This is a genomic window from Nocardia huaxiensis, assembly GCF_013744875.1.
GTDB lineage: Bacteria > Actinomycetota > Actinomycetes > Mycobacteriales > Mycobacteriaceae > Nocardia > Nocardia huaxiensis.
The window spans coordinates 5725506-5750018 of the sequence record NZ_CP059399.1 but is presented as its reverse complement, the minus strand read 5'-3'; the positions used below and the strand labels follow the sequence as shown (position 1 = coordinate 5750018).

General features: G+C 68.9%; 22 protein-coding genes. 10 read left to right on the top strand and 12 right to left on the bottom strand.

Going from position 1 to position 24513, the window contains the following annotated elements; translation table 11 throughout:
• Positions 1–10: 10 nt before the first annotated feature.
• Together H0264_RS25915 and H0264_RS25910 are read right to left on the bottom strand one after the other, a co-directional pair.
• On the bottom strand, positions 11–1051 hold the full coding sequence (locus H0264_RS25915; protein ID WP_181579957.1) for a PDR/VanB family oxidoreductase: 1041 nt from the start codon (positions 1049–1051) through the stop codon (positions 11–13).
• A complete protein-coding gene (locus H0264_RS25910) occupies positions 1051–1944 on the bottom strand; it encodes a metal-dependent hydrolase (protein WP_181579956.1) in 894 nt (297 codons plus the stop codon). Before H0264_RS25910 ends, H0264_RS25915 begins: the two co-directional genes overlap by 1 nt.
• Before the next feature lie 123 nt (positions 1945–2067).
• Between H0264_RS25910 and H0264_RS25905 the strand changes: the two genes are divergently transcribed.
• Complete coding sequence (locus H0264_RS25905) at positions 2068–2661, top strand: TetR/AcrR family transcriptional regulator (RefSeq protein WP_231085258.1); 594 nt, start codon at positions 2068–2070, stop codon at positions 2659–2661.
• Between the two features lie 3 nt (positions 2662–2664).
• Here the strand turns inward: H0264_RS25905 and H0264_RS25900 are convergent, their stop codons facing one another.
• The 4 genes from H0264_RS25900 to H0264_RS25885 all read right to left on the bottom strand — a co-directional run bounded on the left by H0264_RS25900 (position 2665) and on the right by H0264_RS25885 (position 5862).
• Positions 2665–3021, bottom strand: coding sequence for a hypothetical protein (locus tag H0264_RS25900; RefSeq protein WP_181579954.1), 357 nt, complete (start codon positions 3019–3021; stop codon positions 2665–2667).
• A gap of 261 nt (positions 3022–3282) precedes the next feature.
• Positions 3283–4383 carry an amidohydrolase family protein gene (locus H0264_RS25895; RefSeq protein ID WP_181579953.1) on the bottom strand — a complete coding sequence of 367 codons (1101 nt, stop codon included), beginning with the start codon at positions 4381–4383 and terminating at the stop codon, positions 3283–3285.
• Positions 4384–4433: 50 nt separating this feature from the next.
• Positions 4434–5252: an alpha/beta fold hydrolase gene (locus H0264_RS25890; RefSeq protein ID WP_181579952.1), complete on the bottom strand. Its 819-nt coding sequence runs from the start codon at positions 5250–5252 to the stop codon at positions 4434–4436.
• A gap of 22 nt (positions 5253–5274) precedes the next feature.
• Entirely contained in the window at positions 5275–5862 is a 588-nt protein-coding gene (locus H0264_RS25885; RefSeq protein WP_181579951.1) for a TetR/AcrR family transcriptional regulator, read from the bottom strand.
• Between the two features lie 151 nt (positions 5863–6013).
• On the opposite strand from H0264_RS25885, the gene H0264_RS25880 reads away from it, so the two are divergent.
• Positions 6014–7021, top strand: coding sequence for a glycerophosphodiester phosphodiesterase (locus H0264_RS25880; protein ID WP_181579950.1), 1008 nt, complete (start codon positions 6014–6016; stop codon positions 7019–7021).
• Positions 7022–7084: 63 nt separating this feature from the next.
• Here the strand turns inward: H0264_RS25880 and H0264_RS25875 are convergent, their stop codons facing one another.
• From H0264_RS25875 to H0264_RS25865, 3 genes are all read right to left on the bottom strand, one after another.
• Positions 7085–9133, bottom strand: coding sequence for an AMP-binding protein (locus H0264_RS25875; protein ID WP_181579949.1), 2049 nt, complete (start codon positions 9131–9133; stop codon positions 7085–7087).
• 119 nt (positions 9134–9252) lie between these two features.
• On the bottom strand, positions 9253–10998 hold the full coding sequence (locus H0264_RS25870; protein ID WP_181579948.1) for an ABC transporter ATP-binding protein: 1746 nt from the start codon (positions 10996–10998) through the stop codon (positions 9253–9255).
• Positions 10995–12827 carry an ABC transporter ATP-binding protein gene (locus tag H0264_RS25865; RefSeq protein ID WP_181579947.1) on the bottom strand — a complete coding sequence of 611 codons (1833 nt, stop codon included), beginning with the start codon at positions 12825–12827 and terminating at the stop codon, positions 10995–10997. Before H0264_RS25865 ends, H0264_RS25870 begins: the two co-directional genes overlap by 4 nt.
• A gap of 95 nt (positions 12828–12922) precedes the next feature.
• Between H0264_RS25865 and H0264_RS25860 the strand changes: the two genes are divergently transcribed.
• Positions 12923–13609, top strand: a complete 687-nt coding sequence (locus H0264_RS25860) for a TetR/AcrR family transcriptional regulator (protein WP_181579946.1) — start codon at positions 12923–12925, stop codon at positions 13607–13609.
• 27 nt (positions 13610–13636) lie between these two features.
• Here the strand turns inward: H0264_RS25860 and H0264_RS25855 are convergent, their stop codons facing one another.
• Positions 13637–14530 carry an NAD(P)-dependent oxidoreductase gene (locus H0264_RS25855; RefSeq protein WP_231087355.1) on the bottom strand — a complete coding sequence of 298 codons (894 nt, stop codon included), beginning with the start codon at positions 14528–14530 and terminating at the stop codon, positions 13637–13639.
• Between the two features lie 172 nt (positions 14531–14702).
• On the opposite strand from H0264_RS25855, the gene H0264_RS25850 reads away from it, so the two are divergent.
• The 5 genes from H0264_RS25850 (at position 14703) to H0264_RS25830 (ending at position 19424) form a co-directional block, all read left to right on the top strand.
• Positions 14703–15080: a PLD nuclease N-terminal domain-containing protein gene (locus H0264_RS25850; RefSeq protein WP_181579944.1), complete on the top strand. Its 378-nt coding sequence runs from the start codon at positions 14703–14705 to the stop codon at positions 15078–15080.
• Positions 15081–15168: 88 nt separating this feature from the next.
• Positions 15169–15807: a maleylpyruvate isomerase family mycothiol-dependent enzyme gene (locus H0264_RS25845; RefSeq protein WP_181579943.1), complete on the top strand. Its 639-nt coding sequence runs from the start codon at positions 15169–15171 to the stop codon at positions 15805–15807.
• Between the two features lie 29 nt (positions 15808–15836).
• A complete protein-coding gene (locus tag H0264_RS25840) occupies positions 15837–17720 on the top strand; it encodes an arabinofuranosyltransferase AftB family protein (protein ID WP_231087356.1) in 1884 nt (627 codons plus the stop codon).
• A 127-nt stretch (positions 17721–17847) separates the two neighbouring features.
• On the top strand, positions 17848–18423 hold the full coding sequence (locus tag H0264_RS25835; RefSeq protein WP_181579942.1) for a TerD family protein: 576 nt from the start codon (positions 17848–17850) through the stop codon (positions 18421–18423).
• Between the two features lie 131 nt (positions 18424–18554).
• Entirely contained in the window at positions 18555–19424 is an 870-nt protein-coding gene (locus tag H0264_RS25830) for a hypothetical protein (RefSeq protein WP_181579941.1), read from the top strand.
• Here the strand turns inward: H0264_RS25830 and H0264_RS25825 are convergent.
• Positions 19417–20319, bottom strand: coding sequence for a LysR family transcriptional regulator (locus tag H0264_RS25825; RefSeq protein WP_181579940.1), 903 nt, complete (start codon positions 20317–20319; stop codon positions 19417–19419). The genes H0264_RS25830 and H0264_RS25825 overlap by 8 nt on opposite strands.
• 88 nt (positions 20320–20407) lie before the next feature.
• Between H0264_RS25825 and mqo the strand changes: the two genes are divergently transcribed.
• Positions 20408–21826, top strand: a complete 1419-nt coding sequence (mqo, locus tag H0264_RS25820; RefSeq protein ID WP_181579939.1) for a malate dehydrogenase (quinone) — start codon at positions 20408–20410, stop codon at positions 21824–21826.
• A 96-nt stretch (positions 21827–21922) separates the two neighbouring features.
• Positions 21923–23104 carry a S1C family serine protease gene (locus H0264_RS25815; RefSeq protein WP_181579938.1) on the top strand — a complete coding sequence of 394 codons (1182 nt, stop codon included), beginning with the start codon at positions 21923–21925 and terminating at the stop codon, positions 23102–23104.
• Here the strand turns inward: H0264_RS25815 and H0264_RS25810 are convergent.
• Positions 23028–24485 (bottom strand): ABC1 kinase family protein, encoded by a 1458-nt coding sequence (locus tag H0264_RS25810; protein WP_181579937.1) that lies wholly within the window; start codon positions 24483–24485, stop codon positions 23028–23030. The two genes, H0264_RS25815 and H0264_RS25810, sit on opposite strands and share 77 nt — an antisense overlap.
• Positions 24486–24513: the final 28 nt, after the last annotated feature.

Sequence of the window (24513 nt, the reverse complement as noted above, 5' to 3'; positions counted from 1 at the left end):
TCTCCGGTATTCACAGGTCGAGCACGATGCCGTCGTCGGCGGCACGTGAGACGCAGGTCAGCATGTGGTGTGCGCGTTCGGATTCGGGAAGTAGCCGATCGCGGTGATCGACCTGTCCGGCGAGCACACCGGCCTTGCAGGTGCCGCAGAAGCCCTGCCGGCAGGAATAGGCGATATCCGGAAGGCGGCGGCGCAGAGCCGTCAGCGCGGATTCGTCCGCGGCGACCCGGACGGTGCCGCCGGTGCGCGCCAGCGTGATCTCGAAGGCGCGGCCGTCGGTGACCGGCGGGGCCGAAAAGCGTTCGGTGTGCAGCGATCCGGTGGGATTCAGCGCGAACAGGCAGCGCTGCGCGGCCTCGAGCATCGGCGGGGGTCCGCACACATACACGGCCGCACCGGGTTTCGCGCTCCCGAGCAGTTCCGCGACATCGGGGACCCCGAACTCGTCGTCGGGCCGGACATCGGCGTCGGGGAGCTCGTCGAGGAACGGCATCGTCGCGCGTGAGCGGCCCAGATACACCAGCCGGCCGCGCGCACCCGCTGCCCGCACCATCGGCAGGATCGGGGTGATGCCGATGCCGCCCGCCAGGAACAGATACGACGGGGCCTCGACGAAGGCGAAAGCATTGCGGGGACCGCGAATTCGCAGCCGATCACCGGCACGCAGCGATTCGTGCACCTCCCGGGACCCGCCGTCGCCCTCCCGGATGAGCCGCACCGCGATCCGATAGCGGAGCCGATCGGCCGGATCACCGCACAGCGAATACTGCCGCTGCCGCCCCGACGGCAGGAACACATCCAGGTGCGAGCCCGGCCGCCAGGAGGGCAGCACGCCGCCCGTGGCCGCGCGCAAGCTCACCCCGACCACGTCCTCGGCCAGCGGCGCCAGGTCCTCGACCCGCATATCCAGATCGAAACCCGTGCGCCGCACCGGCTTCGGCCGTGACAGCAGCGGTGCGGCCGTGCCCGTCACGAAGACACTCCGATACGCGTCCATGACGCCGCCGAGCAGTCGCAGGCCGCGCGGGGCGGCCTCGGTTCGCGTACCCATCAGTGACCCGCCGCCCGAGCCGCGGGGGAGTGCGCGAGATAGCGCAGCGCGGTATCCATCGGCCCCAGTTGCGAGGGATGGAAACCCGGCCGCAGATAGCGCGGAACCTCGGTGAGGAACACCGTCCACTTCGGGATCACCCCGCGCCGGGTGGCACTCACGAACTGCCGCAACCAGAATCGGCCCTTGTCCGCCTCCGGATCCTTCCGGTACAGATACCCGGTCGACACGATGAACAGCGGCAGCAGGGTCAGGCTCGCCAGCAGCGCTGTCCGGGCCTTGCGGGCGTACCCGCCGTCCACGTGCATGTACGCGTCGTAGACGACGCTGCGATGCTCCACCTCCTCCGCGCCGTGCCAGCGGACCAGATCCAGCATGGCCGGATGCATGCCCTTGGCCTCCAGCACCTCGGCCTCGAGCAGCCATTCGCCGAGCACGGCGGTGTAATGCTCCATCCCCGCGAACAATCCGAGCCGCTCCTTGAGCCACTCCTGCTTCGCGCGGCCGGTCAGCCCGTGGTCACCGAGGATTCGGTCCACCAGCCACGCCACGGCGCGCACGTAGGAATCGACATCGAGTCCCAGTGATTGCAGGTGGTCGCGCGCCGCCTCGTGGCTACGGGCGTGCATGGTTTCCTGCCCGACGAAGCCGATCACCTCCTCGCGCAGGCGCTCGTCGTCGATGAGGGGCAGCGCCTCGGACAGTGCCTGCGCCATGGCCCGTTCCCCTTCGGGCAGGACCAGGTGCATGACATTGACGATGTGCGTGGCCAGCACCTCGCCGGGGATGTAGTGCAGGGGAACGGAATCGAAGTCGAAGTGGACGTCGCGCGCATTGATGGCATGCGCCTCGTCACCGTAGATGCGCCTCGTTGCGCCAGCCGGATCAGCCATGGCGAAACCGTACAACGCCACAAATCGCATTGCAATGTTGCACGCAACATTTATGCGCGGATTGTTGCGAAGGGCGTCCGATCTGCTAACGTCGGCCAGGTGAAATCCGCGTCGAAAGTGCCTGTGACCCGCGACGATGGGGTGATCGACCCGGAGGACCGCATTCTCGACGCGGCCCTGGCGCAGTTCGCGAAGGTGGGCGTCAAGAAGACCACCATCGAGGATGTCGCCCGGCAGGCCGGTGTGGACCGGGTGACGGTCTACCGCCGGGTGGGCTCACGCGACGATCTGGTGCAGGCCGTGATCCGGCGCGAAGTCGCGCGGCTGATGACCGAACTCGCGGCAATGCCCGATCGGCACGAGACCCTCGAGGGCCTCGTGTCCGACATCTTCGTCACCGTCGTCACGCGCTGGCGAACCCATCCGATGGTCGAGCGCATGCTCGCGCTCGAACCCGAACGCGTCATCATGAAACTCACCACCGAGGGCAGCGGTGTGTTCACCATGTGCGTGGCCGCCACCGCCGAGATGTTCGAGCGCGCCGCCGCGCGCGGGCTGGTCACCGATCGCGGCGATATCGTCACCCGCTCCGAAATCGTCTGCCGCCTGGTGCATTCGATCATCCTCGTGGAGAGCGGTGCGACGCCGCTGCGCTCCGACGCCGAGCTCACCCGCTTCGCGCACGACTATCTGGTGCCGATGGTCGGCGGGGCGTAGGAGCTACTTCGGGAGCGGCGGGCCCGGATCCAGGCCCATGGCCTCGCGGGCCTTGCGCACGAAGTACAGTCCGCCGCGCGCGGTTTCGCGGGCGATGCGCACCTGACCGAGCGTCGTCGCGGACGCCAGCTGGGCGCGCGCGGTGTTCATGCGATCCGCGGCCTCGCCGAGCGCATCCAGGGCAGCGTCATTGTCGGGATCGAGCAGCACCAGATCGCTGCTCACCCGCTCGAGATACCCGCGCACCTCGCCCTTGGCGCGGGCCACCCGCTCCGCGTCCCCGGACCACTCCCGGGAAATCCACCACGCGACCAGCATGAGCAATCCCGCGACCAGGATGAACAACAGTAGGCGACCCACGCCACCAGCTTACGGCGGTCGGGCGGAATGCGGATCGACACGCCGGGAGTGTGCCGGCGGACATCGCCCCCGGCAGTCCCCGGTGCGTTTGCCGTCGCGGCGTGCGGACGGCCGTGCTGCTGTCGGGTGCTGGGAAGGAAGATCGAAGTGCGTGCGGCGCAGAGGTATTGGGCGGCCGGAGCGGGACGGGCGGTGGGGCTGCCAGAGTCGAGCTACCCGATCCGAAGCTGGGCTCGATGTCCCCGCTCCCGCCCCCGGCTTTCATCCGAATGTATTGGGCGCGTGGGGTTCCACGGGTTGGTCGATCCCGGCGCGCCAGATCCGCTGGATGGATCGGGTCGCGGTGATGTCGGCCAGTGGGTCGCCGTCGAGTAGCACCAGGTCCGCGCGCAGACCGGGGGTGATCGCGCCACGATCGGTGAGCCCGAAGGCGCGGGCCGGTCCGGTGGTGGCCGCGCGCAGGGCGTCGGCCGTCGACAAGCCCGCGCGCACGAGCAGCTCCAGTTCGCGGTGCAGACTCGCCCCGAATGGCGGCCGGACGGGTGAGACGGGGATGGCATTGGCGTCGGTGCCCGCCAGAATGGGCACACCGGCCGCGTGCAGGGCGGCCACATTCGCCAGTGCGTGCTCGAAATCGGCGGCGTCGCCCGCTATTTCCGCATAGCCCTGCATCATGCCCAGGGTCGGGACGGCAGCGGCGGGTCCTGCCGCCATGCGGTCGATATCGTGCTGCGGCAGCGGTCCGGCGACGGGGATGTGGGTGATGATGTCGGCACCCGCGTCCAGGGCGATCGTGTAGGCCCCGGGGGTCGCGGCGTGGGCGATCACCAGGAAGGCGCGGGCGTGCGCGGCGGCGACCACGGCACTCGCGGTGGCGGTGCCGGGACCGCCGTGGCCCGGCTCCTCCAGCACCAGCTTGACGTAGTCGCAGCCGTCCTTGATCCGCTGGGCGACAGCGTCTTCGGCCTGCTCGGGGGCATGGATGATCACCTGCTCACCCAGTGCCCGGGCGTGCGCGCTGCCCGGGCCGACCACCGGCAGCACCGCGCTGCGAAGGCTGTCGGCGTACGGGCCGTTGCGCAGCGCCGCCACCAGATCCGGCGCGGCGGTCATATCGAGGGAAGTGGTCACGCCGTGGGCGGCCAGCACCTGCGGGGTCTGCAGGTCGTGCAGATGCACGTGTGCGTCGATGAATCCGGGCAGCAGAATCGCGCCGTCCGCATCGAGATGCCGAGCGCCGGTGGCGTCGGCGCCGATGATCGGGCCGTCGATCACCACGGTCTCGGGAGCGGTGAGGCCGTGGCCGTCGAAGACCCGGACATTGTCCAGAGCGAGGCGGGAATGCGGTGCGGGAGAGGTCATGTCGGCGCCTTCCGGTTCGCGGCCGGAGGGCCTGACGCCGGCCCGGCGGCCTACGTGAGAATCTCGATCAGCTGGTGGGCGAATTCCACCGCATCGGTGCGCAATCCATTGTGCGCGCCCGGGAATTCGGTGACCTTCAGATCGAGTCGCTCCGCGATCACGCGGGCCGGGCGTGCGGGCAGACGATCGAGCGTCTCCCGGCCCACCGCGAGCAGCAACCGGTCGGACACGGCGGTCAGGGCCTGGTAATCGGGTGTGTAGGAGGTGAATTCGCGCAGTTCGTGTTCCATCATGATCGGTGCGTTGGCGGCCAGCCGGGCCCACAGCTCGGCCTCGCGCGGCGACAGTTCGGCGGGCTGCGGGGACGGCTTCATCGCGCCGCCGATACCCGCGAAGAAGCGCGCGCCCGCCGCGGCGAGGCCCTCGGTGCGGTGCAGGGCGTACACCTCCTCGACCATGGCCCGATGCTCGGCGGCATCGGGCAGGATCGCGAAACACGGTGGCTCGTGGGCGATCAGCGTGCGGATGGTCTCCGGATGGCGGGCCAGCAGGTCCAGACCCACGATCGCGCCGTCGCTGGTGCCGCACACCAAGGCAGGCTTGTCGGTCAGGTGGGTGAGCAGCCGGTACACGTCGTCGCGCTGGACCGCGACGTGCTGATCCTCGGGCTGACCACTGTCGAGCGTGCTGCGGGAATAGCCGCGCGGGTCGAATGCGACCACGGTGAAATGCTTTTCGAGCGCCTCGGCCATACCGTCGAAGGTTCCGGCGTCACCGCCGCCGCCGGGGATCAGCAACAGCAGGGGGCCGGCGCCGCGGATCTCGTAGTGGAGGGTGGCTCCGGGCACGGCGAAAGTGTGGGACCTCATCGGGAATTCCGTTCTGTGCGGATCAGTGGTGTTCGCCCGCATCGGCGGGCCAGCTCGACAGCGTGCGGTGCAGCGCCTCGAGAATGTGGTGCCAGCTGGCGTCGGTGGGCCGGGAATGGGCGAAGCCGCCCGCCGCTTCGAGGGTGGCGAAGCCGTGGAAGGTGCTGCGCAGCAACCGTCCTGCGTCGAGTCCCGCATCTCCGTCGAGTCCGTACCCGCGCAGGATCGAGGTGGTGAGGGCGATGCTGCGCAGCAGCGCGGGCTCCCCGGCCACCTCGGCCGGATCCATGCGCATCTGGGTGGCGGCGTAGCGGCCCGGATGTTCGAGCGCGTAGGCCCGGTACGCCCCGGCGAACGCGATCAGGGCGTCCTTGCCCGACCGTCCCGCGACCGCGAGCCCGATTCGATCGTTGAGTTCGGCCGCCGCCAGCAGCGCCACCCGCACCCGCAGGTCGTGCAGGTTGCGCACATGCGTGTAGAGGCTCGGATCCTTCACCCCGAACCGCCGGGCGACCGCCGACAGCGTGACGTTGTCGAATCCGATCTCATCGGCGAGTCCGGCGGCGCTCTCGGCGATCCGCTCCCTGGTCAGGCCCGCTCGCGGTGACATGAACAGCTCCTTCCTAAGGAGATTAGGGTAAAACCTAATCCAATTAGGATCAAGTCGAGTAGCGCGTACCGAAAGGCCGGTTTTCGGGACGGCCACGACGCCCCATGTTTCGATGTAACGCGTTCCATTCCCGACGAGAGGCTTCGCGGACTTGAAGACCCGTCTCCTGCTCCCCGCCGCATTGCTCGCGGTCACCACGGCCGTGCTGCCGGCTCCGGCGCACGCGGCCCCGGCTACCGCCTTCGACCTACAGGCACACCGTGGCGGTCGCGGGCTCACCGTGGAGAACACGCTGCCCGCCTTCGCGCGCGCCCTCGAAATCGGCGTCACCACACTGGAATTGGATATCGCCCTCACCAAGGACGGCCGCGAGGTCATCACCCACGACAGCAAGGTCGACGGCGCGAAATGCAATGACACCGCCCCCGTGACTCCCGGCGACGCCCAGTACCCCTACGTCGGCAAGCTCATCAAGGAGCTGACCTTCGACCAGGTCCGCACCCTGGACTGCGGCTCCGAGGCGCAGTCGGACTTCCCCGGGCAGCGCACCGCCCCCGGCGCGAAAATGCCCACGCTGGCAGAGGTTTTCGAACTCGCCCGCAGCCGCGGCGCGAATACGGCGACCTTCAGCATCGAACTGAAGACCAACCCGGCCGGCAGTGACACCCGCCCGGCACAGGACTTCGTGGACCGCGTGGTCGCCGAGGTCGCCCGCTCCGGATTCGACCGCAATGTCAAGATCCAGAGCTTCGACTGGGGTGCGCTGCAGCTCATGCACCGGGTGAATCCCGCCCTGCCGCTCTACGCCCTCACCGACCCGACGAAGGTCTATCCGTTCTCCCCGTGGCTGGGCGGACTGCACCCGATCGGGTACGGCGGCAGCCTGGTCAAGACCGCGAAATCCTTCGGGGCCGTGGCGATTTCCCCGCTGGAGTCGCTCCCGCCGGACGGCTCGGTGCAGATTCCGCTGATCACCCGGAGCATGGTGGACGAGGCCCACGCCAATGGCATGCTGGTCGTGCCGTGGACGCCCAATGACGCCGCCACCATGCGCGCGCTCCTCGACAAGGGCGTGGACGGCATCATCACCGACTACCCCGACCGGCTGCGCGAGGTCCTGCGTGAGCGTGGCATGCCGCTGCCGACGCCCTACCCGTGATCGATACCGGCACCTGGTGATCAGCGCTCACCCGGGCATTTCGGCCTGGTTGGGACGCGGCCCTCAGGAGATCAGCGTGCGTTTGAGGATCTTTCCGGTTGTATTGCGCGGCAACGAGTTCAGGAAAGTGATATCGCGCGGGACGGCGAAGCGACTGAGTCGGGTGCGGATATAGCGGCGCAGCAGGTCCGCGTCCAGGTCGACGCCGGTGCGGGGGACGACGAAGGCGGCCAGGCGCTGACCGAAATCGGTGTCGGGGACGCCGACGACGGCGACCTCGCGGATGTGGGGCAGGCGCGCCAGGGCGTCCTCGACGGCCAGGGGGAAAACCTTCTCGCCGCCGGAGATGATCATTTCGTCGCCGCGCCCGCGGACGAACAGGCGGCCCTCGGCATCGAGATAGCCGAGATCGCCGGTGTCCATGAGACCCTGGCGGCGGCGCGGGTCGGCGGCATTGAGGTAGCCGTCGAACAGCATGCCATTGCCGACGAACACCCGGCCGGTGGCGCCGACCGGTAGCACGGCGTCATTGTCGTCGACGATGGCGATGGCGGTGCCGAGATCCGGGCGGCCCGCGGTGCCCGGGGTCAGACGCAGGTCGGTGGGGTCGGCCACGGTCGCCCAGGACACCTCGGTGGAACCGTAGAAGTTGTAGAGGATGTCGCCGAAGGCATCCATGATCTGATTGGCCAGCGACCCGATGAGCGGCGAACCACTGCTGGCGATCACCCGCAGCGACGAGGTGTCGTAGCGGGCGCGGACCTGCGGCGGTACCTCGAGCAGCCGCTGCAGCATGACCGGCACCGCCATGAGCGAAGTGCAGCGGTGTTCGGCGATTGCGCGCAAACAGGATTCGGGATCGAAGCGCGACTGCAGCACGACCGTGGCCCGCAGCGGCGTGCTGATCTGCAGCAGTCCCAGACCCCAGCTGTGGAACAGCGGCGAGGCGATGAGCATGCGCTCGCCCATGCGCAGCGGCAGCCGCGAGAGCATGGCCGCGACGGTGCCGAATCCCTTGGGGTGCGGGCGAACCGCGACCTTGGGCGCGCCGGTGGTGCCCGCGGTGAGCACGATCTGCTTGCCCGGCCGGGGCGGGCGCGGGAACCCGGTGCCGATATCGCGCAGCAGGTCCGCCACGCTGATCCGGCCGGCGACGACGGACTCCGAGCCGGTGGCGATGCACAGCGTGTCGACAGGCAGATACCGTGCGACACTGTCGAACTCGTCATCGAGAAAGAGCGCGGCGGGCCGGTGCCGGTAGGCCAGCTCCTCGATCTGCCGGGCGCCGAGCCCGGTATTGAGCAGGACCGCGTCCACGCCGAGTTTGCCGCACGCCGCCATGATCTCGACCATGCCCGCGTGATTGCGGGTCAGGATGCCCACCACGCTGCCAGCGTGGATTCCCTTGCGCGCCATGCCTTCGGCTATCCAGGTCGAGCGCAGGTGCATGCGCAGGAAGTCGTGACTGCCGCTGTCATCGATGATCGCGGCGCTGTCCGGTGAATGCGCGCGGGCCGCGGCGTACCCGCCCTGCAGGGTGAAACCCCATCGGGCCAGGGCGGCCAGCTGGGCCAGTCCCCGGTCCGGGCGCACGAACGGATTCACCACCTTGGTGGCGGTGACGGTGCGCGCCACGCTCAGCGGAACCGACCGCAGCTCACCGGAATTCCTGACGATGCCGGTCGGTGCGTTGTTCAGATAGTCCGCCATACGGGTGAGCCCAGCGTGCAACCAGGCGCTCACCGCGGCGTCGCGGTAGCGCACCAGCTCCGGATGCGCCATTCCGAACAGCGTCGCACCGATATGGGTGGCGCCGTCGGTCGGATCCGCACGCAGGCGCACCGACAGGAACCAGCGCCCGTCGGTGCCGTCGAGCCGGAAGCCGGAGCCCACGCGGATCACCCGCAGTCCGAAACCGGTGTGCCGCACCGGAAATCCGTGCCCGCCCACGGTGACGACATAGCGCAGGCCGCCACCGGTCTCGGTGACCCGGGTCGCGGTCCCGACCCCGGTGAAGAATCGGGACCAGCGCGGGGGATCGGTGAGCAGTTTCCAGAGCTCGTCGCGTGGGGCTGCGATACGGGTGCTCACATCGATGATCTCGGACGTCAAGGTGCCGTGTGTCTTCCTGTGGCGTCCGGGGCCGGACGGGGGTCGTGAGGGTGTCGGGGAAGACTGCCACGAACCACGATCAAAAGCAATGATTGTCTCAGACAATCAGGGCGGAAATGTCAATGCACGGCGTCGGTCCGCTCCGGTTGTGCCTGCGCGCGCATCGAAGGTGTTGCCGCGTCCCAGAATTCGGCGTAGCGGCCGCCCGCGCGCAGCAACTCGTCGTGGGTGCCGAGCTCGGCGATGCGGCCCGCGTCGAGGAAGGCCACCCGATCCGCGCCGCGAACCGTGCGCAGCCGGTGCGCCACCAGCACGACCGTGCGGCCCCGCATCAGACGTTCGATGCCCTCGTGCACGGCCGCCTCGTTGATCGGGTCCAGGGCCGAGGTCACCTCGTCCAGCAGCACGATGGGGGCGTCCTTGAGCAGTGCTCGGGCAATCGAAACACGTTGACGCTCACCGCCGGACAACAGGTTGCCGCCCTCGCCCACGTTCGCCGACCAGCCGCCGGGCAAGCGGGCGATGACCTCGTCCAGGCGGGCGGCGGTCGCCGCCGCGCGCACCTCGGCCGCGGTGGCGTCGGGCCGGCCCAGGCGGATGTTCTCCTCGATGGTGCCGTCGAAGAGATACACCTGCTGGAAGACGATGGCGATGCGGGACATCAGATCCGCGGTGCTCATGGCACGAATATCGATGCCGCCCAGCCGGATCGCCCCGGTATCCACATCGTGGAACCGGGCGAGCAACTGCAGCAGGGTGCTCTTGCCCGCACCCGACGGTCCGACGATCGCCAGGCGGCTGCCCTGCGGAATCGACAGCGACAGGTCTTCGACCACCGTCCGGCCGTCGTGGCGGAAGGTGGCGGCGTCGAACTCCAGGTCATGGCGTTCCGGGCGGATCGGCTGCGAAGTTTCGGGTAGCGGTGCGGTGCTCAGCAGCGTGTCCAGCCGCACCAGTTGCGCACGTGCGGCGCGGATCGTGCCCGCCATGGCCGACAGCGACAGCAGCGGCTCGGCGCAGCGCGCCGCCAGCACGAGAATCGCCAGCACCTCTGCCGCGCCGATACTTCCGCCGAGGGCCAGGTAGGCGCCGAGCGCCAGCAGGGCGGTGAAGATCGCCTGCACGGTGAGGGCCGAACCCACCACGCCCGGAAGCGCGGCCAGCGCCGAGCGGCGCGAGGCGCGCTGCAACTCGCCCAGCGAGTCGTCGAGCAGATCGAAGCGTTCGGCGGTCCGGCCACCCGCCCGCAGCACCGGCTGGGCCTGCAGGTATTCGATCACCCGGGCGGTGGCGTCGCGCTCGCGGTCGTGGCGCTCCGCATCGACGGCAGCGGTCGAACGGCCCGTCCACACCTGGACGGCCAGGACGATCGGAGCGGACAGCAGCGCCGCCAGACCCAGCTGCCAGTTGAACGCGAGCATCACCGCGATGATCGTCAGCGGCGTGACGGCGGCCGAGATGAACGGGCCCAGCAGATGCGCGATCACGCTCATCGCTTGCAGCACACCACGACTGGCCAGCACCGACACCTCGCCGACGCGGCCGGTCGAATACCAGCCGAGCGGGAGCCGGGCCATGTGCTCGCCGAGGCGGTAGTACATGCCGCGCAGCAGTGTGGTGCCGACGCGGAAGCCGGACAGATCACTGCGGTAGCGCAGGATCGCGTATCCGGCGACCGCGAGGCCGAAGGCGACCAGCCACGGGCGGGCCTGCGCGGGTTCGGGGCCGAACAGCGCGCGCAACACCGGGACCAGCAGGGCGTAGGACAGCCCTTCGAACACGGCCGTCACGGTCATGAGGGCCAGGGTGCGGCGCACCGGCGGGGCGTATTCGTCGCCCAGTACGCGCAGTAGCAGTCGGATCATCGCGGGTCAGCTCCTCGCGGGGTGGTGTCGATGTCTTCGGCGACAGCGTCGCGGTGTGCCTCCCAGAGCGCGGCGAAGCGGCCGTCGCGGGTCAGCAGTTCGGCGGGTGCGCCCTGTTCGACGATGCGGCCCTGGTCGAGTACGACCACGGTGTCGGCGTCGGCGATGGTTTCCAGCCGATGCGCGATGACCAGCATGGTGCGCTTACCGGCCAGCGTCGAAAGGGCCTGGCGCACCGCGCGTTCGGTGCGCGGGTCGGCGAAGGCGGTGGCCTCGTCCAGCACCAGGACGGGGGTGTTCGAGAGCAGCGCGCGGGCCAGCGAAATCCGTTGTGCCTCACCACCGGAGAGTTCGGCCTCGGCGCCGAGCACCGTGTCGTAACCGTGCGGGAGCTGCAGGATCCGCTCGTGAATGTCCGCCAGGCGAGCAGCTTTCATCACTTCGTCGAGGCCGGCGTGCGGCACCGCCAGCGCGATGTTCTCCGCGACCGAGGCCCGCAGCAGGCGCACATCCTGGAAGACGAACGAGATGGTGCGATAGATCGCACGGCTGCCGAGCTCGCGCAGGTCGGCCCCGCCCAGCCGGATCGCGCCGTGCGTGGGATCGAAGAAGCGTGGCAGCAACTGCACCAGTGTGGATTTGCCGCTGCCCGAGGGTCCGACGAGTGCGGTGACCGTGCCGGGTTCGAGGGTCAGGTCGATGCCGCGCAGCACCTCGTGCTGCGCGTCGTAGCCGAACCGGACGCCGTCGAACTCGATTCGATACCCCTGTGCCGCAACGGGTGTCGCGGGTTCTGGCAGCGCCGGCTCGTCGAGCACCTCCCGAATCCGGCCCACGGCGCGGCCTGCCGCCTGCAGATCGTCGAACCCGTGCCCGAGGGCTGCGACCGGTGCGGTCAAACCCAGGCCCAGCAGCAGGAACGGCAGGAGGTCGGCCGGGGCCAGGGAACCGTTCGTGATGAAGACCGTGCCCCCGGTCAGGATCACCAGCAGCACGAACGGCGGTGACAGCGCCAGCTGCATGCCCGCGGCGACGGTCGAGACGCCGTGCACGAACCGGTAGAAGGTCGCCACGAAAGCGTCTGTGGCCGTCCGGAATCGGCGATGTGTGCGCTCGGATCCGCTGAAGGTCTTGACCACCGCGATGCCCTGCACGAATTCGATGGCGGCATCGGCGATCTGCCCCATGGCCGTATCGAATTCCTGCTGCTCGCGCTGCCGGGCCGCGGTCATCATGAGCGGCACGAGCGCCACCGCCAGCACCACCGGGATCAGCGTGATGAGCGTGAGCCGCCAGTCCACGGTGAACAGATAGATCAGCGACACCAGCGGCACCGCGAACGCCGAGGTCAATTCGCTCGGCGCGTGCGCGATGAACGGGTGCACGGCGCTCACGTCCTCGCCGACCACTTTCGCCAGCTCGCCGGTGCGGCGGCGGGCGTACCAGCCCAGCGGCACCCGCCCGAGCTGGGCCGCGAGCAGCCTGCGGAACGACAGCTGCACCCGGGTGTCGAGCAGATGCCCGAGACCGGAGGACGCGCCCGTGCACAGCAGCCGCACCAGCAGGCCGATCGCGCCCGCCGCGACGGTGAGCCAGACCTGGCCGTGATCGATCGGGCCGGGCGACAACAGGGTTCGTCCCAGTTCGACGACCGCCAGCAGCGGGACCAGGCCCGCGATCGAACCGATCAGCTGCAGGACCGCGACGGCGGTGAATTCGCCCAGGTGGGGGCGCAGCAGCCGGGCCGGACGCGGTGCGGCGGCGGATTCGATCGGCGGTGGCGGCAGGGCCGGCTGTGGTCTCGCCTCGGCGAGTTCGATGGCGTTCATCGCGCTCCCATCCATTTCTGTACGCGTACGAATATAGTTGCTCAGGAAGCGACCGGCGTCAACGAGTCGGGCGAGACATCGTGGAGGATGAACCCATGACCGCAGCGGAACACTCGGGAAAGCGAGGCAGCGGACGGCCGCCGCGCCTGTCCCTGGAGGCGATCATCGACGCCGCCGATCGCATCCTGGAAGCCGAAGGGCCGGAAAAACTTTCGATGCGGCGCCTGGCCAACGAACTGGGCGCCGCGCCCATGGCGCTCTACTACCACGTACGCGACAAGGACGAATTGCTGCTGCGCGTGCTGGAGTCGCACGCCCGCCAGATCCCGCGCCCGGACCTGCCCGCCGATCCCCGCGAACGCCTGCTCGCCACCGCGGTACTGCTGTACGAGCTGCTCGGTGAACGCGCCTGGATCGTCGAAGTGCTCACCGCCGACGACCTTTTCGCACCCGCGGCACTATGGTTCGTCGAGACCATGATCGGCGCCGCGGTGGAATGCGGCTGCACGCACGAACAGGCCGTGGATGTGTACCGCACGATCTGGTACTACATCGTCGGCAACCTGATCATCCGCGTGAACGGGGGACGCCGGCGGGCGCGGGCCGACGCGCCGATCCATCGCGATCGAGCGATGGTGGAATTCAGCACGGGCATCTATCCGCACCTCGAGGCGGTCGCGCAGCGGTGGGACGCGCTCACCACCCGTGACACGCATCGGCTCGGACTCACCGCCATCGTCGACGGATTGCTACCGGCCACATCCGGGAAACCGGTGCGGTGACCAGCGGGAACGGGCGCCCCGCACTGCTCACGCCAACGGCTGGGCGTTCGGGCCGCTCTGCTCGCGAAGCAGTTCCAGCACACTGGTCTCGTTGAGGTCGCCGCGGCCCGAGGCCACGAGCCGCTCGAAGATGTCACGCGCCGCGCTGCCGAGTGCGTTCGGGGCCTGCAGGGCGTCGGCCTGCTCGGCGCCTATGCGGGTGTCCTTCAAGCGAAGCGCCGAGGTGAAGGTGATGCCGCGGTCATGCGCCTGCTCGAGCATGAGGCGGCTGACGCGGACGACGGTGGGACCGGCGGCGACACTGCGCGACAAGGTGTCGACGACCGTTGCCAGGTCCAATCCGGCCAGTTCGGCGGTGCGCAGCGCTTCCGCGGTGGCGGCGATCTGAATGGATCCGAACAAGTTCTGCACCAGCTTGTAGGCCGTGCCCGCACCGACCCCGCCGAAGTGAACGATCCTGGCGCACAACGGTTCCAGCAATGGCCCCGCCGCCTCCAGGTGCGCGGCGTCGGCACCGACGAACAGGGTCAGCTCACCCGCCGCCGCGGCCTCGGGCAGTCCCGTCACCGGCGAATCCAGATAGCGCAGACCCCGTGCCCCGGCCTGCGCCGCCAGTGTCAGCACCCACGGCCGGGACAGCGTCGAACATTCGACCGCGAACGCTCCAGGCGTGAAATCGCCTGCCAGAGCCCCGTTCTCGCCGAGCCACACCGCTTCCGAAGCGGCATCGTCGGCCACCATGGCAATGATCGCCTCCGCCCCCTCGACCGCCTCCCGTGGTGTCCGCGCCGAAACAGCCCCCGCGGCAACGAGTTCCGCGGCCTTCTCCGGTGACCTATTGAACACCCGCACCTCGTGCCCGGCCGCCACCAGCCGCGCAGCCATGCCGAACCCCATCCGCCCGAGCCCGAGGAATGCCATTGTCGCCACGCGCCGCACCCTACAGCCCTGAGATATCCGCCCGATTCCGCGTGCGACAACTCACTGGTGACTCGCCCGCCGCGATTGCTAAAGTATCCCATCGGGCCAGCTCAGGCCCCATGGGGGAGCGCCAGCGACATCCGGGTGGCGCACATTCGAGGAGAAGCCGCCGATGCAGTACGCCGTCATAGCCCTGATCACACTCGCCCTGTGGATCTACTGCCTCATCGACATCATCACCTGCCCGGAAGCCGGTGTCCGTCACCTCCCCAAGCCGCTCTGGCTCCTCATCGTCATCCTCGTCCCCACCATCGGCGCCCTCCTCTGGCTCATCCTCGGCCGTCCCCTGCACACCCCCGGCCCTCGCTCCACCACCCGCTACTCCGAATACGACCGCCCCGGCCGCTACGTCCCCCAGGATCCCGCCGCCGACGAGGAATTCCTCCGCGGCCTCCGCGAACGCGCCGAGCAGCAGCGCGCCGAAGCCCGCCGCCAGGAGGCCGCCCGCCAGCGCGCCGAAGACGACCGCCGCAACAAGGGCGACGCCTGACCGACCGCTGCGGCGGCGCCCCGCGCCTGCGGCGATGAATTTCCGCTCCCCGCTCCGTCGAGGTCTGTAGCCGAGCGAAGGAGAAAGCATGACCGGCGACGTCTGGGCACTGGTACACATCGAGCGTGCAGCACTGATCGAGGATCTCGCGCAGTTCACCGACGACCAATGGGGGCACCCCTCCCTGTGCGACGGGTGGACCGTGCACGATGTGGCCGCTCATCTGGTCGACGTCGCACACACCACACGCCTTGGTTTCATGGCCGCACTCGCCAAGGCGCGATTCGACTTCGACCGCCAGAACGCCGACGGGGTGAAGCGCTGGCGTGGCAGCACGCCGCAGGAAACGCTGCGGCGGCTGCGGGCGGCCGCCCCGCGCACCTCGACGCCGCCCGCGCCGCTGGACAGCCGGCTCGTCGAGGAGATCGTTCACGGTGAGGACATACGCCGCCCGCTGGGGGTGCGCCGCCCCTACCCGAAGGATGCCGTCGCCAGAGCCCTGCGGCTGCAGACCCGGACACCTGCGGCCTTCGGCGGCGCGAAGCAAGCGATGTCTCGAATCCGGCTCACCGCAACAGATTTCGACCTCACCCTCGGCTTCGGAGGCGGGGCCGAGGTGCGTGGTCCCGTTCTTGCCCTGCTGCTGGCGGTTTCCGGCAGACAGGCGGCGCTGGACGAACTCGACGGTCCCGGAGTCGCCGCACTCGCGAATCCCGTGGCGCGGTAGACGTGAATTCTGTGGAGTCCCGGCCCTCGATGGCCGGGCGGTACGGTTCGGCCGTACCAGAGGAGGGGTTCTCGAGCAGTGGCATCGGGATCGTGCCGGTGATATTTCGCAGTACCGCCCTTGGCGGAATCTCGCTCACCGCATTACTTTTCGCTCACGGGGCCTGGGAGCGGCGCTGGATCGCCGATGACGGGCTGACCGTGCTGCGCACGGTGCGCAACCTGCTGGCAGGAAACGGCCCGGTATTCAATGCGGGCGAGCGGGTCGAGGTCAACACCAGTGCGGCGTGGACCTATCTCGTCTGGTTCTTCGGCTGGCTGACCCGGGCTCGCTTGGAATATGTCGTGCTGGGTCTGGCGCTCACGCTGTCGGTGGCCGCCATCGTGTTCGCCCTGCTCGGCACGGTGCGGCTGTGGGGCGGCGCGACGGCCCAATTGTTGCTGCCCGCAGGCGCTCTCGTCTACATCGCGGTGCCGCCGGCGCGTGACTACGCCACCTCCGGGCTGGAGTCGAGTCTGGTGATCTGCTGGCTGGCTGTGCTGTGGTGGGGGTTGATTCGCTGGAGTCAGGCCGAAAGCATCAGTCTGGCAGGGGTTTTCGCGCTGGCCTTCGGCGCGGGTCTGGCCCCGCTGATCCGGCCGGAGATGGCCCTCATCGGGGTCCCGGCCCTGTGCATGATCTGTGCCGCCTCGCTGCCGCGGGTTCCATTGCCGCCGTGGCTGATTCGGGCGCTCATCGGGCTGGTCGGCGGTCTGGTGCCGGTCGGCTACCAGATCTGGCGCATGGGCTATTACGGTCTGCCCTATCCGAATACCGCTGTCGCCAAGGACGCGAGCGGCGCCAAGTGGCGGCAGGGGCTCGTCTACCTGTGGGATCTGGTCGGGCCGTACTGGTTGTGGCTGCCGGTGGTGCTGCTGGCCGCCGCGGCGGTCGTCGCTGGACGCTCCCGCCGCGCCGCCCGGCCGCTGGACCGGTCGGCAGACGCGGCGAAACCGGTTGCGCGCCTTCGCGATCGGCTACGCACCCCCGCCGCGGTGGTCGCCCTCATGCTGGGCAGCGCCTTCCTGCTGACCGTCTACGAGATCCGCGTCGGCGGCGACTTCATGCACGGCCGCATGCTGCTGCCGCAACTGTTCTGTCTCCTGCTGCCGGTCATGGTGGTACCGCTGAAACTGCCCACCGCCGGCCGCGCCGACTTCGGTCCGATCCTCGTGCCGGCGGCTTTCGCGGCAACGGCGGGCTGGGCGTTGTTCGCGGCCGGCACCTCTGCCATCAAGTCCGACAACCACATCGGCGCCACCGGCATCGCCGACGAGCGCCGCTACTACATCCGGACCACCGGCCACGCGCACCCGATCCGCGCCGAGGACTACCTGGACTACCCGCGCATCCGCGCCATGCTCCGCACGATCGCCGAGGCCCCCGGCGGCGGCCTGCTCATCAACTCCCCGTCCTACACCACCTGGTACCTGGTTCCGCCGGAGAACGGCACCGCCGGCCACACCGTGTACTACCTCAACCTCGGCATGATGAGCATGAACATGCCCCTCCACATCCGCGTCCTGGATCCCATGGGCCTGGCCTACCCTCTGGCCGCGCACACCGTCCGGTTTCCCGACGCCCGGATCGGCCATGACAAGAATCTCGACGCCGACTGGGCCGTCGTCGACGCCGGAATGGCCGGCAGAAAGCCCGATCTCCCTTGGTTTCTGGACGAGGGCTGGGTGACCCGAATCCGAATCGCGATGCGCTGCCCCGCAACCCGGGACCTCCTGGCCTCCACCCGAGACCCCCTCACCGCCGACCGCTTCCAGCGCAACGTTCAGCAGGCACTGAACTACGCCGGATACCGCATCGATCGGGTACCCGAAAACGAAATCGAACGTTGCCGCCTCGCCTCGGTCCCCGGATGACGCCTGGGCCGAAAAGGCTGTTGCTCTGCGCGAATAGCGCAGTGCGGCCCACCGGTCGAGCGGAACTGGCAGACTGCTGGGTGGAACCGGGGGCAGAGCCGTCGGAATGATCGACAAGGAGAGTTCTATGGGTGTCAGTCTGACCAAGGGCGGCAATGTTTCGCTGACCAAGCAGGCGCCGAGCCTGACCGCGGTGGCGGTCGGCCTGGGCTGGGATCTGCGCACCACCACGGGCACCGACTTCGACCTGGATGCCAGCGCCATCGCGCTGGGCGCCGACAAGCGGGTCGTGTCGGACGCGCACTTCGTGTTCTTCAACAACAAGAAGTCCCCCGAAGGCAGCATCGAGCACGCCGGCGACAACCGCACCGGTGAGGGCGAGGGCGACGACGAGGTCATCAATGTCGACCTGGCCGGCACCCCGCCGTCCATCGAGTCGATCGTCTTCCCGGTCTCGGTGTACGACGCCGACGCGCGCGGCCAGAGCTTCGGTCAGGTTCGCAATGCCTACATCCGGGTTGTGGACCGCGCCAATGGCAATGAGCTGGCCCGCTACGACCTGTCCGAGGACGCCTCGACCGAGACCGCCATGGTGTTCGGCGAGCTGTACCGCAATGGCGCGGAGTGGAAGTTCCGCGCCATCGGCCAGGGCTACGCCTCCGGTCTCACCGGTATCGCGCGCGATTTCGGTGTGAACGTCTAGTTCGCGTGTCATGGCCTGAGCCGCCGGGTCGGTCCGGCGGCTCAGGCGACACGAATATCGTTCGCGGCCTGACCACGCCGTTCATACCGGATGGTCGATTTCGGTCGGCCGCGCTCGTAGGCTTGGGCCTCATGACGCTCGACGAGGCAGCGGCCGAGCTCTACGGGATCCCGCCCGCGGAGTTCGTGGCCGCGCGCACCGAGTGGGTGCGCCGTGCGCGCGAGGCGGGCGACAAGACTCTGGCGACCGCGATCGGAACCCTGCGCCGCCCGACGGTGGCCGCGTGGGCGGTGAATCTGCTCGCCCGGGAGGCTCCCGAGGAGGTGGGTGCGCTGCTGGATCTCGGCGAGGCCCTGCGCGAAGCGCAGCGCCGCCTGTCGGGAGAACAGTTGCGGGCGCTCACCACTCGGCGTCAGCAGGTGGTGAACGCGCTCACCCGCAAGGCGGTGGAACTCGCGGCCGCTCGCGGTCAGCGGCTCAGCGAATCGGTGGCACGGGATATCGGCGGCACCCTGCAGGCCGCATTGGCCGATCCGGAGGTCGGTGATCAGGTGCGATCGGGGACGCTGACCGCCGCCGCCACCTATGACGGATTCGGGCCCGCCGCGCTCGTCTCGGTACCGGCGGGGCGCAAGAGCGCGCCCGCCGGTGCGGGTGAAACCGCCTCCCGGACAATCGAAAAGGCGAACGAGCAACCCGAGCAACCCGATCCGCAGGAGGCGTTGCGCCGAGAACTCGAGGAAACGCTCACGGACCTCGAATCCGCCCGCGCGGCAGTCGCTTCCGCGGAATCCGACCACGACACCGCCGCGGCCGGCCTGGCCGAATCGGACACCCGCGTGGCCGCGCTGCGCACCGAACTGGGACATGCCGAGGATCAGCGGCGCTTCACCGCCGCTGCGGAACGGTCGACGCGCGAAGTCCTCGAGCGTGCCCGCCACCGTCTGGAAGGGCTCGAGCGGCGCGCGGAGAAGGTGCGAAAACGACTGTCGGTCAATTGATCACGCCCGCGTAGTGCCGGACCAGAAAGGCGTGCAGACGCGCCACCGCCGGTGTCGGGCGGTGGTTTCCGGAGGCGAGACCTATATCGCGGGCCGGGGTGTCGTCGAGGGTGATGCGCCGCAGCCCGGGGTGCGGAGTCTCGGGTTCGGGAAGCAGGGCGATACCGAGTCCGTGCTCGACGAACGCGCGCAGGGTTTCGAACTCGGTGATCTCGAAGGCCACGTCGGGAGTGAAACCGGCTGCGGCACAGTAGGTGTCGAGGAGCCGCCGGAGATGGTAGGCGGGTGGATTGGCGATGAACGATTCGCCCGCCAGCTCGGCCGGACCGACGCGGGTGCGGCCGGCGAGACGGTGACCGGGGCAGACGTAGAGGTGAATGGGCTGCCGTCCCAGGGTGATCGAGGGGAGATCCTCGGGCGGGGGAATCATGACGGCCAGGTCGAGGCGGCCGTCGCGAACCATATCGGCGAGCGCCTCGCCGTGCGCCTGGACGAGGTGCAGCCGGATTCGCGGTGCCGCGGTGTGGAAGTCGGCCAGCAGAGCCGGAATGCTCACCGGCCCGAGGGAGAGCGGAAAACCGAAGCGCACCAGACCGCTGTCGGGATCGGCATTGCCGCGCACGACCGTCACCGCGTCGTCGAGCGCGCGCATCACCTCACGGGTGCTGGCGAACAGCTCACGTCCCGCCGGAGTGAGGGTGATACCGCGTCCGACCGGTTGAAACAGCTGGACGCCAAGGGTTCTCTCGACCGTCTTCAACCGGCGGCTCAAGGACGACTGCGGGACGCCCAGACGCTGTGCGGCGCGTGTGATGTGGCCCTCATCGGCGGCGGTATCGAAGGCGGCGAGCAGGGGCGCCAGGGCCTCCAGCTGCGTCGAGAGCGAATCATCCATATCCGGATGGTATTTCGCCGAAATCGACATTGGACGGATGAGTCCGGACGGCGTGACGATGACCTCACTCACACAGGGAGGTGGCGAAATGACCGGACCACTCACGTCGGAACCGAAATCGGCTGGCGCGCAGGAAATTGCCGATGTCGTGTTGATCGGCGGCGGCATCATGTCCGCCACGCTGGGAGCGATACTGGCCAAGCTGCAACCGAATTGGTCGGTGGTGCTGTACGAGCGGCTCGGAGCGCTCGCGCAGGAGAGCACGAACCCGTGGAACAACGCGGGCACCGGGCATTCCGGGCTGTGCGAGCTGAACTACATGCCCGATCCGCACGACCCCGGCAAGGCCGAGCAGATCGCCGGAATGTTCCAGCTGTCCCGGCGATTCTGGGATGCACTGGCCGAGGATGGCAACATTCGCGATCAGGCCGGCTTCCTGAGCCCCGCTCCGCACATGGATGTGGTGTTCGGTGACCGGGATGTCGCCTACCTGCGCGAGCGCTTCGAGACGCTGCGTGCACTGCCGCATTTCTCCGCCATGCGCTACACCGAGGACCCCGCCACCCTCGCCGAATGGGCGCCGCTGGTCATGAACGGCCGCACACCGGGTGAGCCCATGGCCGCGACCCGCTACGAAGCGGGCACCGACATCGACTTCGGCGCGCTGACCCACGCACTGGTGGACGCCATGGCCGACGCCGGCGCGGACATCCGGCTCCGGCGCGAGGTGACCGGCCTGCGTCGCACCCCTGCAGGCGTATGGGCCGTCACCGGCCGCGACCGGAACACCAAGGCGCGCTTCGGCATCGAGGCCAGATTCGTATTCGTCGGCGCGGGCGGGTACGCGTTGAAGCTCTTGCAGCAGGCCCGCATCCCCGAGGTCCGCGGCTACGCGGTGTTCCCCTTCGGCGCGCAATTCCTGCGCACCGACAACCCCGCCGTCGTGGCCCGGCACGAGGCCAAGGTGTACAGCCAGGCCGCGCTCGGCGCACCCCCGATGTCGGTGCCGCACTTGGACAAACGCCTCGTCGACGGCCGCGAATCGCTCCTGTTCGGTCCCTACGCCACGTTCAGCACCAGGCTGTTGAAGAACGGCCGCCGCACCGACCTGTTCACGACGCTGCGCCCGCGCAACCTCGCCGTCCTGATCGCCGTCGGAATCCAGAACATGTCCCTCATCGGCTATCTGATCGGCCAGCTGCTGTCCACGCGCAAGCGCAAATTCGCTCAGCTGCAACGGTTCTACCCGGAGGCCGACCCGGCCGATTGGTATCCGGTGCAGGCCGGTCAGCGCGCCCAGCTGGTGAAACCCGATCCCGATCGGATCGGCGTGCTGACCTTCGGCACCGAGCTGGTCACCAGCGTGGACGGCACCATCGCGGGTCTGCTGGGTGCGTCCCCGGGGGCCTCCACGGCCCCGGCGATCATGCTCGATCTCCTCGACCGGTGTTTTCCCGATCATGCGGCGGCGTGGGAACCCACACTTCGCAAACTGTTCGGTGACTGACGCAACACTGGCTCGGACCTGTGCCTAACCGGATTCGCAGGGTGCGGTTCGGTTCCTATCAGCGACTTCTCAGCAGCCGTCGGTTCTCTGGTCGGCATGACTGAACAGCCGCAGCGGGGTGAGCAGACGCAAACGCCTGAGAACGGGCAGCCCGGAACACCGGCGCCCCGATATGACCGCAAGGGTCTGTGCTGGATCATCGGCTCCGCCGGTGTGGCGCTCGCCATCGGCATCACGGCTGTGGGCGTGGAGCTGGGGGCAGCGAGCGCGTCGGCAGCCGCCGAGGCGACGGCCGGCACCCCGGCTTCCACCGGGCTGGTCGCGAAACCCGCTGATTTCCAGGACATTTCGCTGGCAGCGCAACAGGCCGCGCCGGGACTGGTGGACATCGACGCGGATCTGGGCTTGCAGGGCGCGGGGACCGCGGGCACCGGGATCGTGCTCAGCTCCGACGGCAAGGTGCTCACCAACAACCACGTGGTGGAGGGCGCGACCGCCATCTCGGTCACCGATATCGGCAATGGGCAGACCTATCGCGCCACCGTGCTGGGCTACGACCGATCCCAGGATGTCGCGCTGCTGCAGCTCTCGGACGCCTCCGGGCTGCAGACCGCGAAGATCGGGGACTCCGGCACCGTCGCGGTCGGCGACAGCGTGGCCGGCATCGGCAATGCCGGTGGCGTCGGCGGTGCGCCCAGCGTCGCGGCAGGCCGGGTCACGGCGCTGAATCAGGACATCACCGCCAGCGACGAGTCCGCGAGCAGCTCCGAGCAACTGCACGGGCTCATCCAGGTGGCGGCCGATATCCAGCCCGGCGACTCCGGTGGCCCGCTCATCAACAATTCGGGTGAGGTGGTCGGCATGGACACCGCCGCCTCGGCCGGATACCGATTCCAGCGCATGGGCCGTGACGCCGGCGGCACCGGCTTCGCCATTCCGATCGATCAGGCGGTGGCCATCGCGCACGATATCGAGGCCGGCGCATCCTCGGACACCGTGCACATCGGCCAGAGCGCCCTGCTCGGTGCCGCCGTCAGCCCGGTCCAGGGCGGAGCGCTTGTGCGGCAGGTGGTTTCGGGGACGCCCGCCGATCAGCTCGGACTCGCCGCCGGTGATGTGATCACCGCGGTCGACGGCCGCGCCATCGATTCACCGACCGCGCTGACCGCGGCCATGGACACCACGCATCCGGGTGATCAGGTCACTGTCGAGTGGAGCGACGCGTACGGCGGGCCGCGGCAGGGGCAGGCGACTCTGATCGCGGGGCCGGTGGGCTGACCACGCCCAGCCCGTGGCGGGCCATCCACTTGCGGTGCAGCACACCGAGTTCCGTCACCGGCTCCGCGCCGTAGAGCCACTCGCGGGTCATATCGTTCCAGTTCGCGGTGGCGCGCAGCTGACCCAGCACACCGCAGGTCCAGAAGCCGACCCGGCGGGAGAACAGATGCTCGGGCGGCAGATTCTGGCGGCGCATACCGGCGGAATCGGGGCAGCGCGGATCGATGGCGTGCAGCAGCGCGCCGGAGGCCAGTTCGGGCGTGATCGTCAGCTCCTCGTCGACCATCATCCATTCGGCCGCCGACAGGATGTAGTCGCAGCACCCCTCGGGGGTGACGGCGGCCGGATACTGGATGATGCCGCGATCGATCATGAGCTGATACAGATCGTCGCAGCGATCCTCGGCCACCGCGCGCAGACAGGTGGCTTCGAAGGCGATGTGCTCGTGGGCCATTCGCTTGTAGAGGCCGAAATCCAGGAATACCACCGTGCCGTCCTCGCGCAGCAGGATATTGCCCGGATGCGGATCGCCGCAGAACTCCGCGGACTCGAACAGTGAGCCCACATAGAACCGGTAGATGATCTCGCCGATCCGGTCGCGCTCGGCATCGGGCAGCCGGCGGATACCATCGAAATCGATGCCGGGGGCGAACTCGCTCACCAGCACCCGGCGCGTGCTCAACTCCGGAAACGCTTGCGGCACAGCCATGAACGGGTGATCGGCATACAACTCGGCCACCTGCCGCTGGGTGCGCGCCTCGGCGACATAGTCCAGCTCGTTCTCGAAACTGTCGCGGAATTCGTCGAACACCGCCGGGGTGAAGCCGGGCAGGGCCTGCTGGATCATGATGCGCATCAGCCCCAGATTGCTCAGATCCGCGCGCACCGCCTGATCCACGCCCGGATACTGCACCTTCACCGCGACCTCGGTGCCGTCGAAAAGCCTTGCGCGATAGACCTGCCCGATGGAGGCCGCCGCGATCGGCTCCGGATCGAACTCGGCGAACAGCGCGGCCAGCGGTGCGCCGCGATCCTCCTCGATCACCCGGCGCATATCCGCGAAGGCCACCGTCGGCGCGTGATCGAACAGCACCGCCAGCCGCTGCTGGAACGCCTCCCGATGCCGCGGCGGCACCAGCTGCACGTCGAGCAGCGACAGCAGCTGCCCCAATTTCATTGCCAGGCCCTTCATCTCGCCCAGCACCCGGACCACATGGTCGGCCATGCGCAGGATCGACTCGTCCGCCAGCCGGGCGCGCGCCTGCTGGGACCGCCCGAGCATGGACAGTTTCGTACGCCGTTTGCGCACCGCCTGCTGAGCCACCATCGCACCGAGCTTCGACCCCCGCGCGATCCGCGAGGTCGAAACGGGCTTCGCCATACCGAGATCCCCCATTTCGAGGCGTATG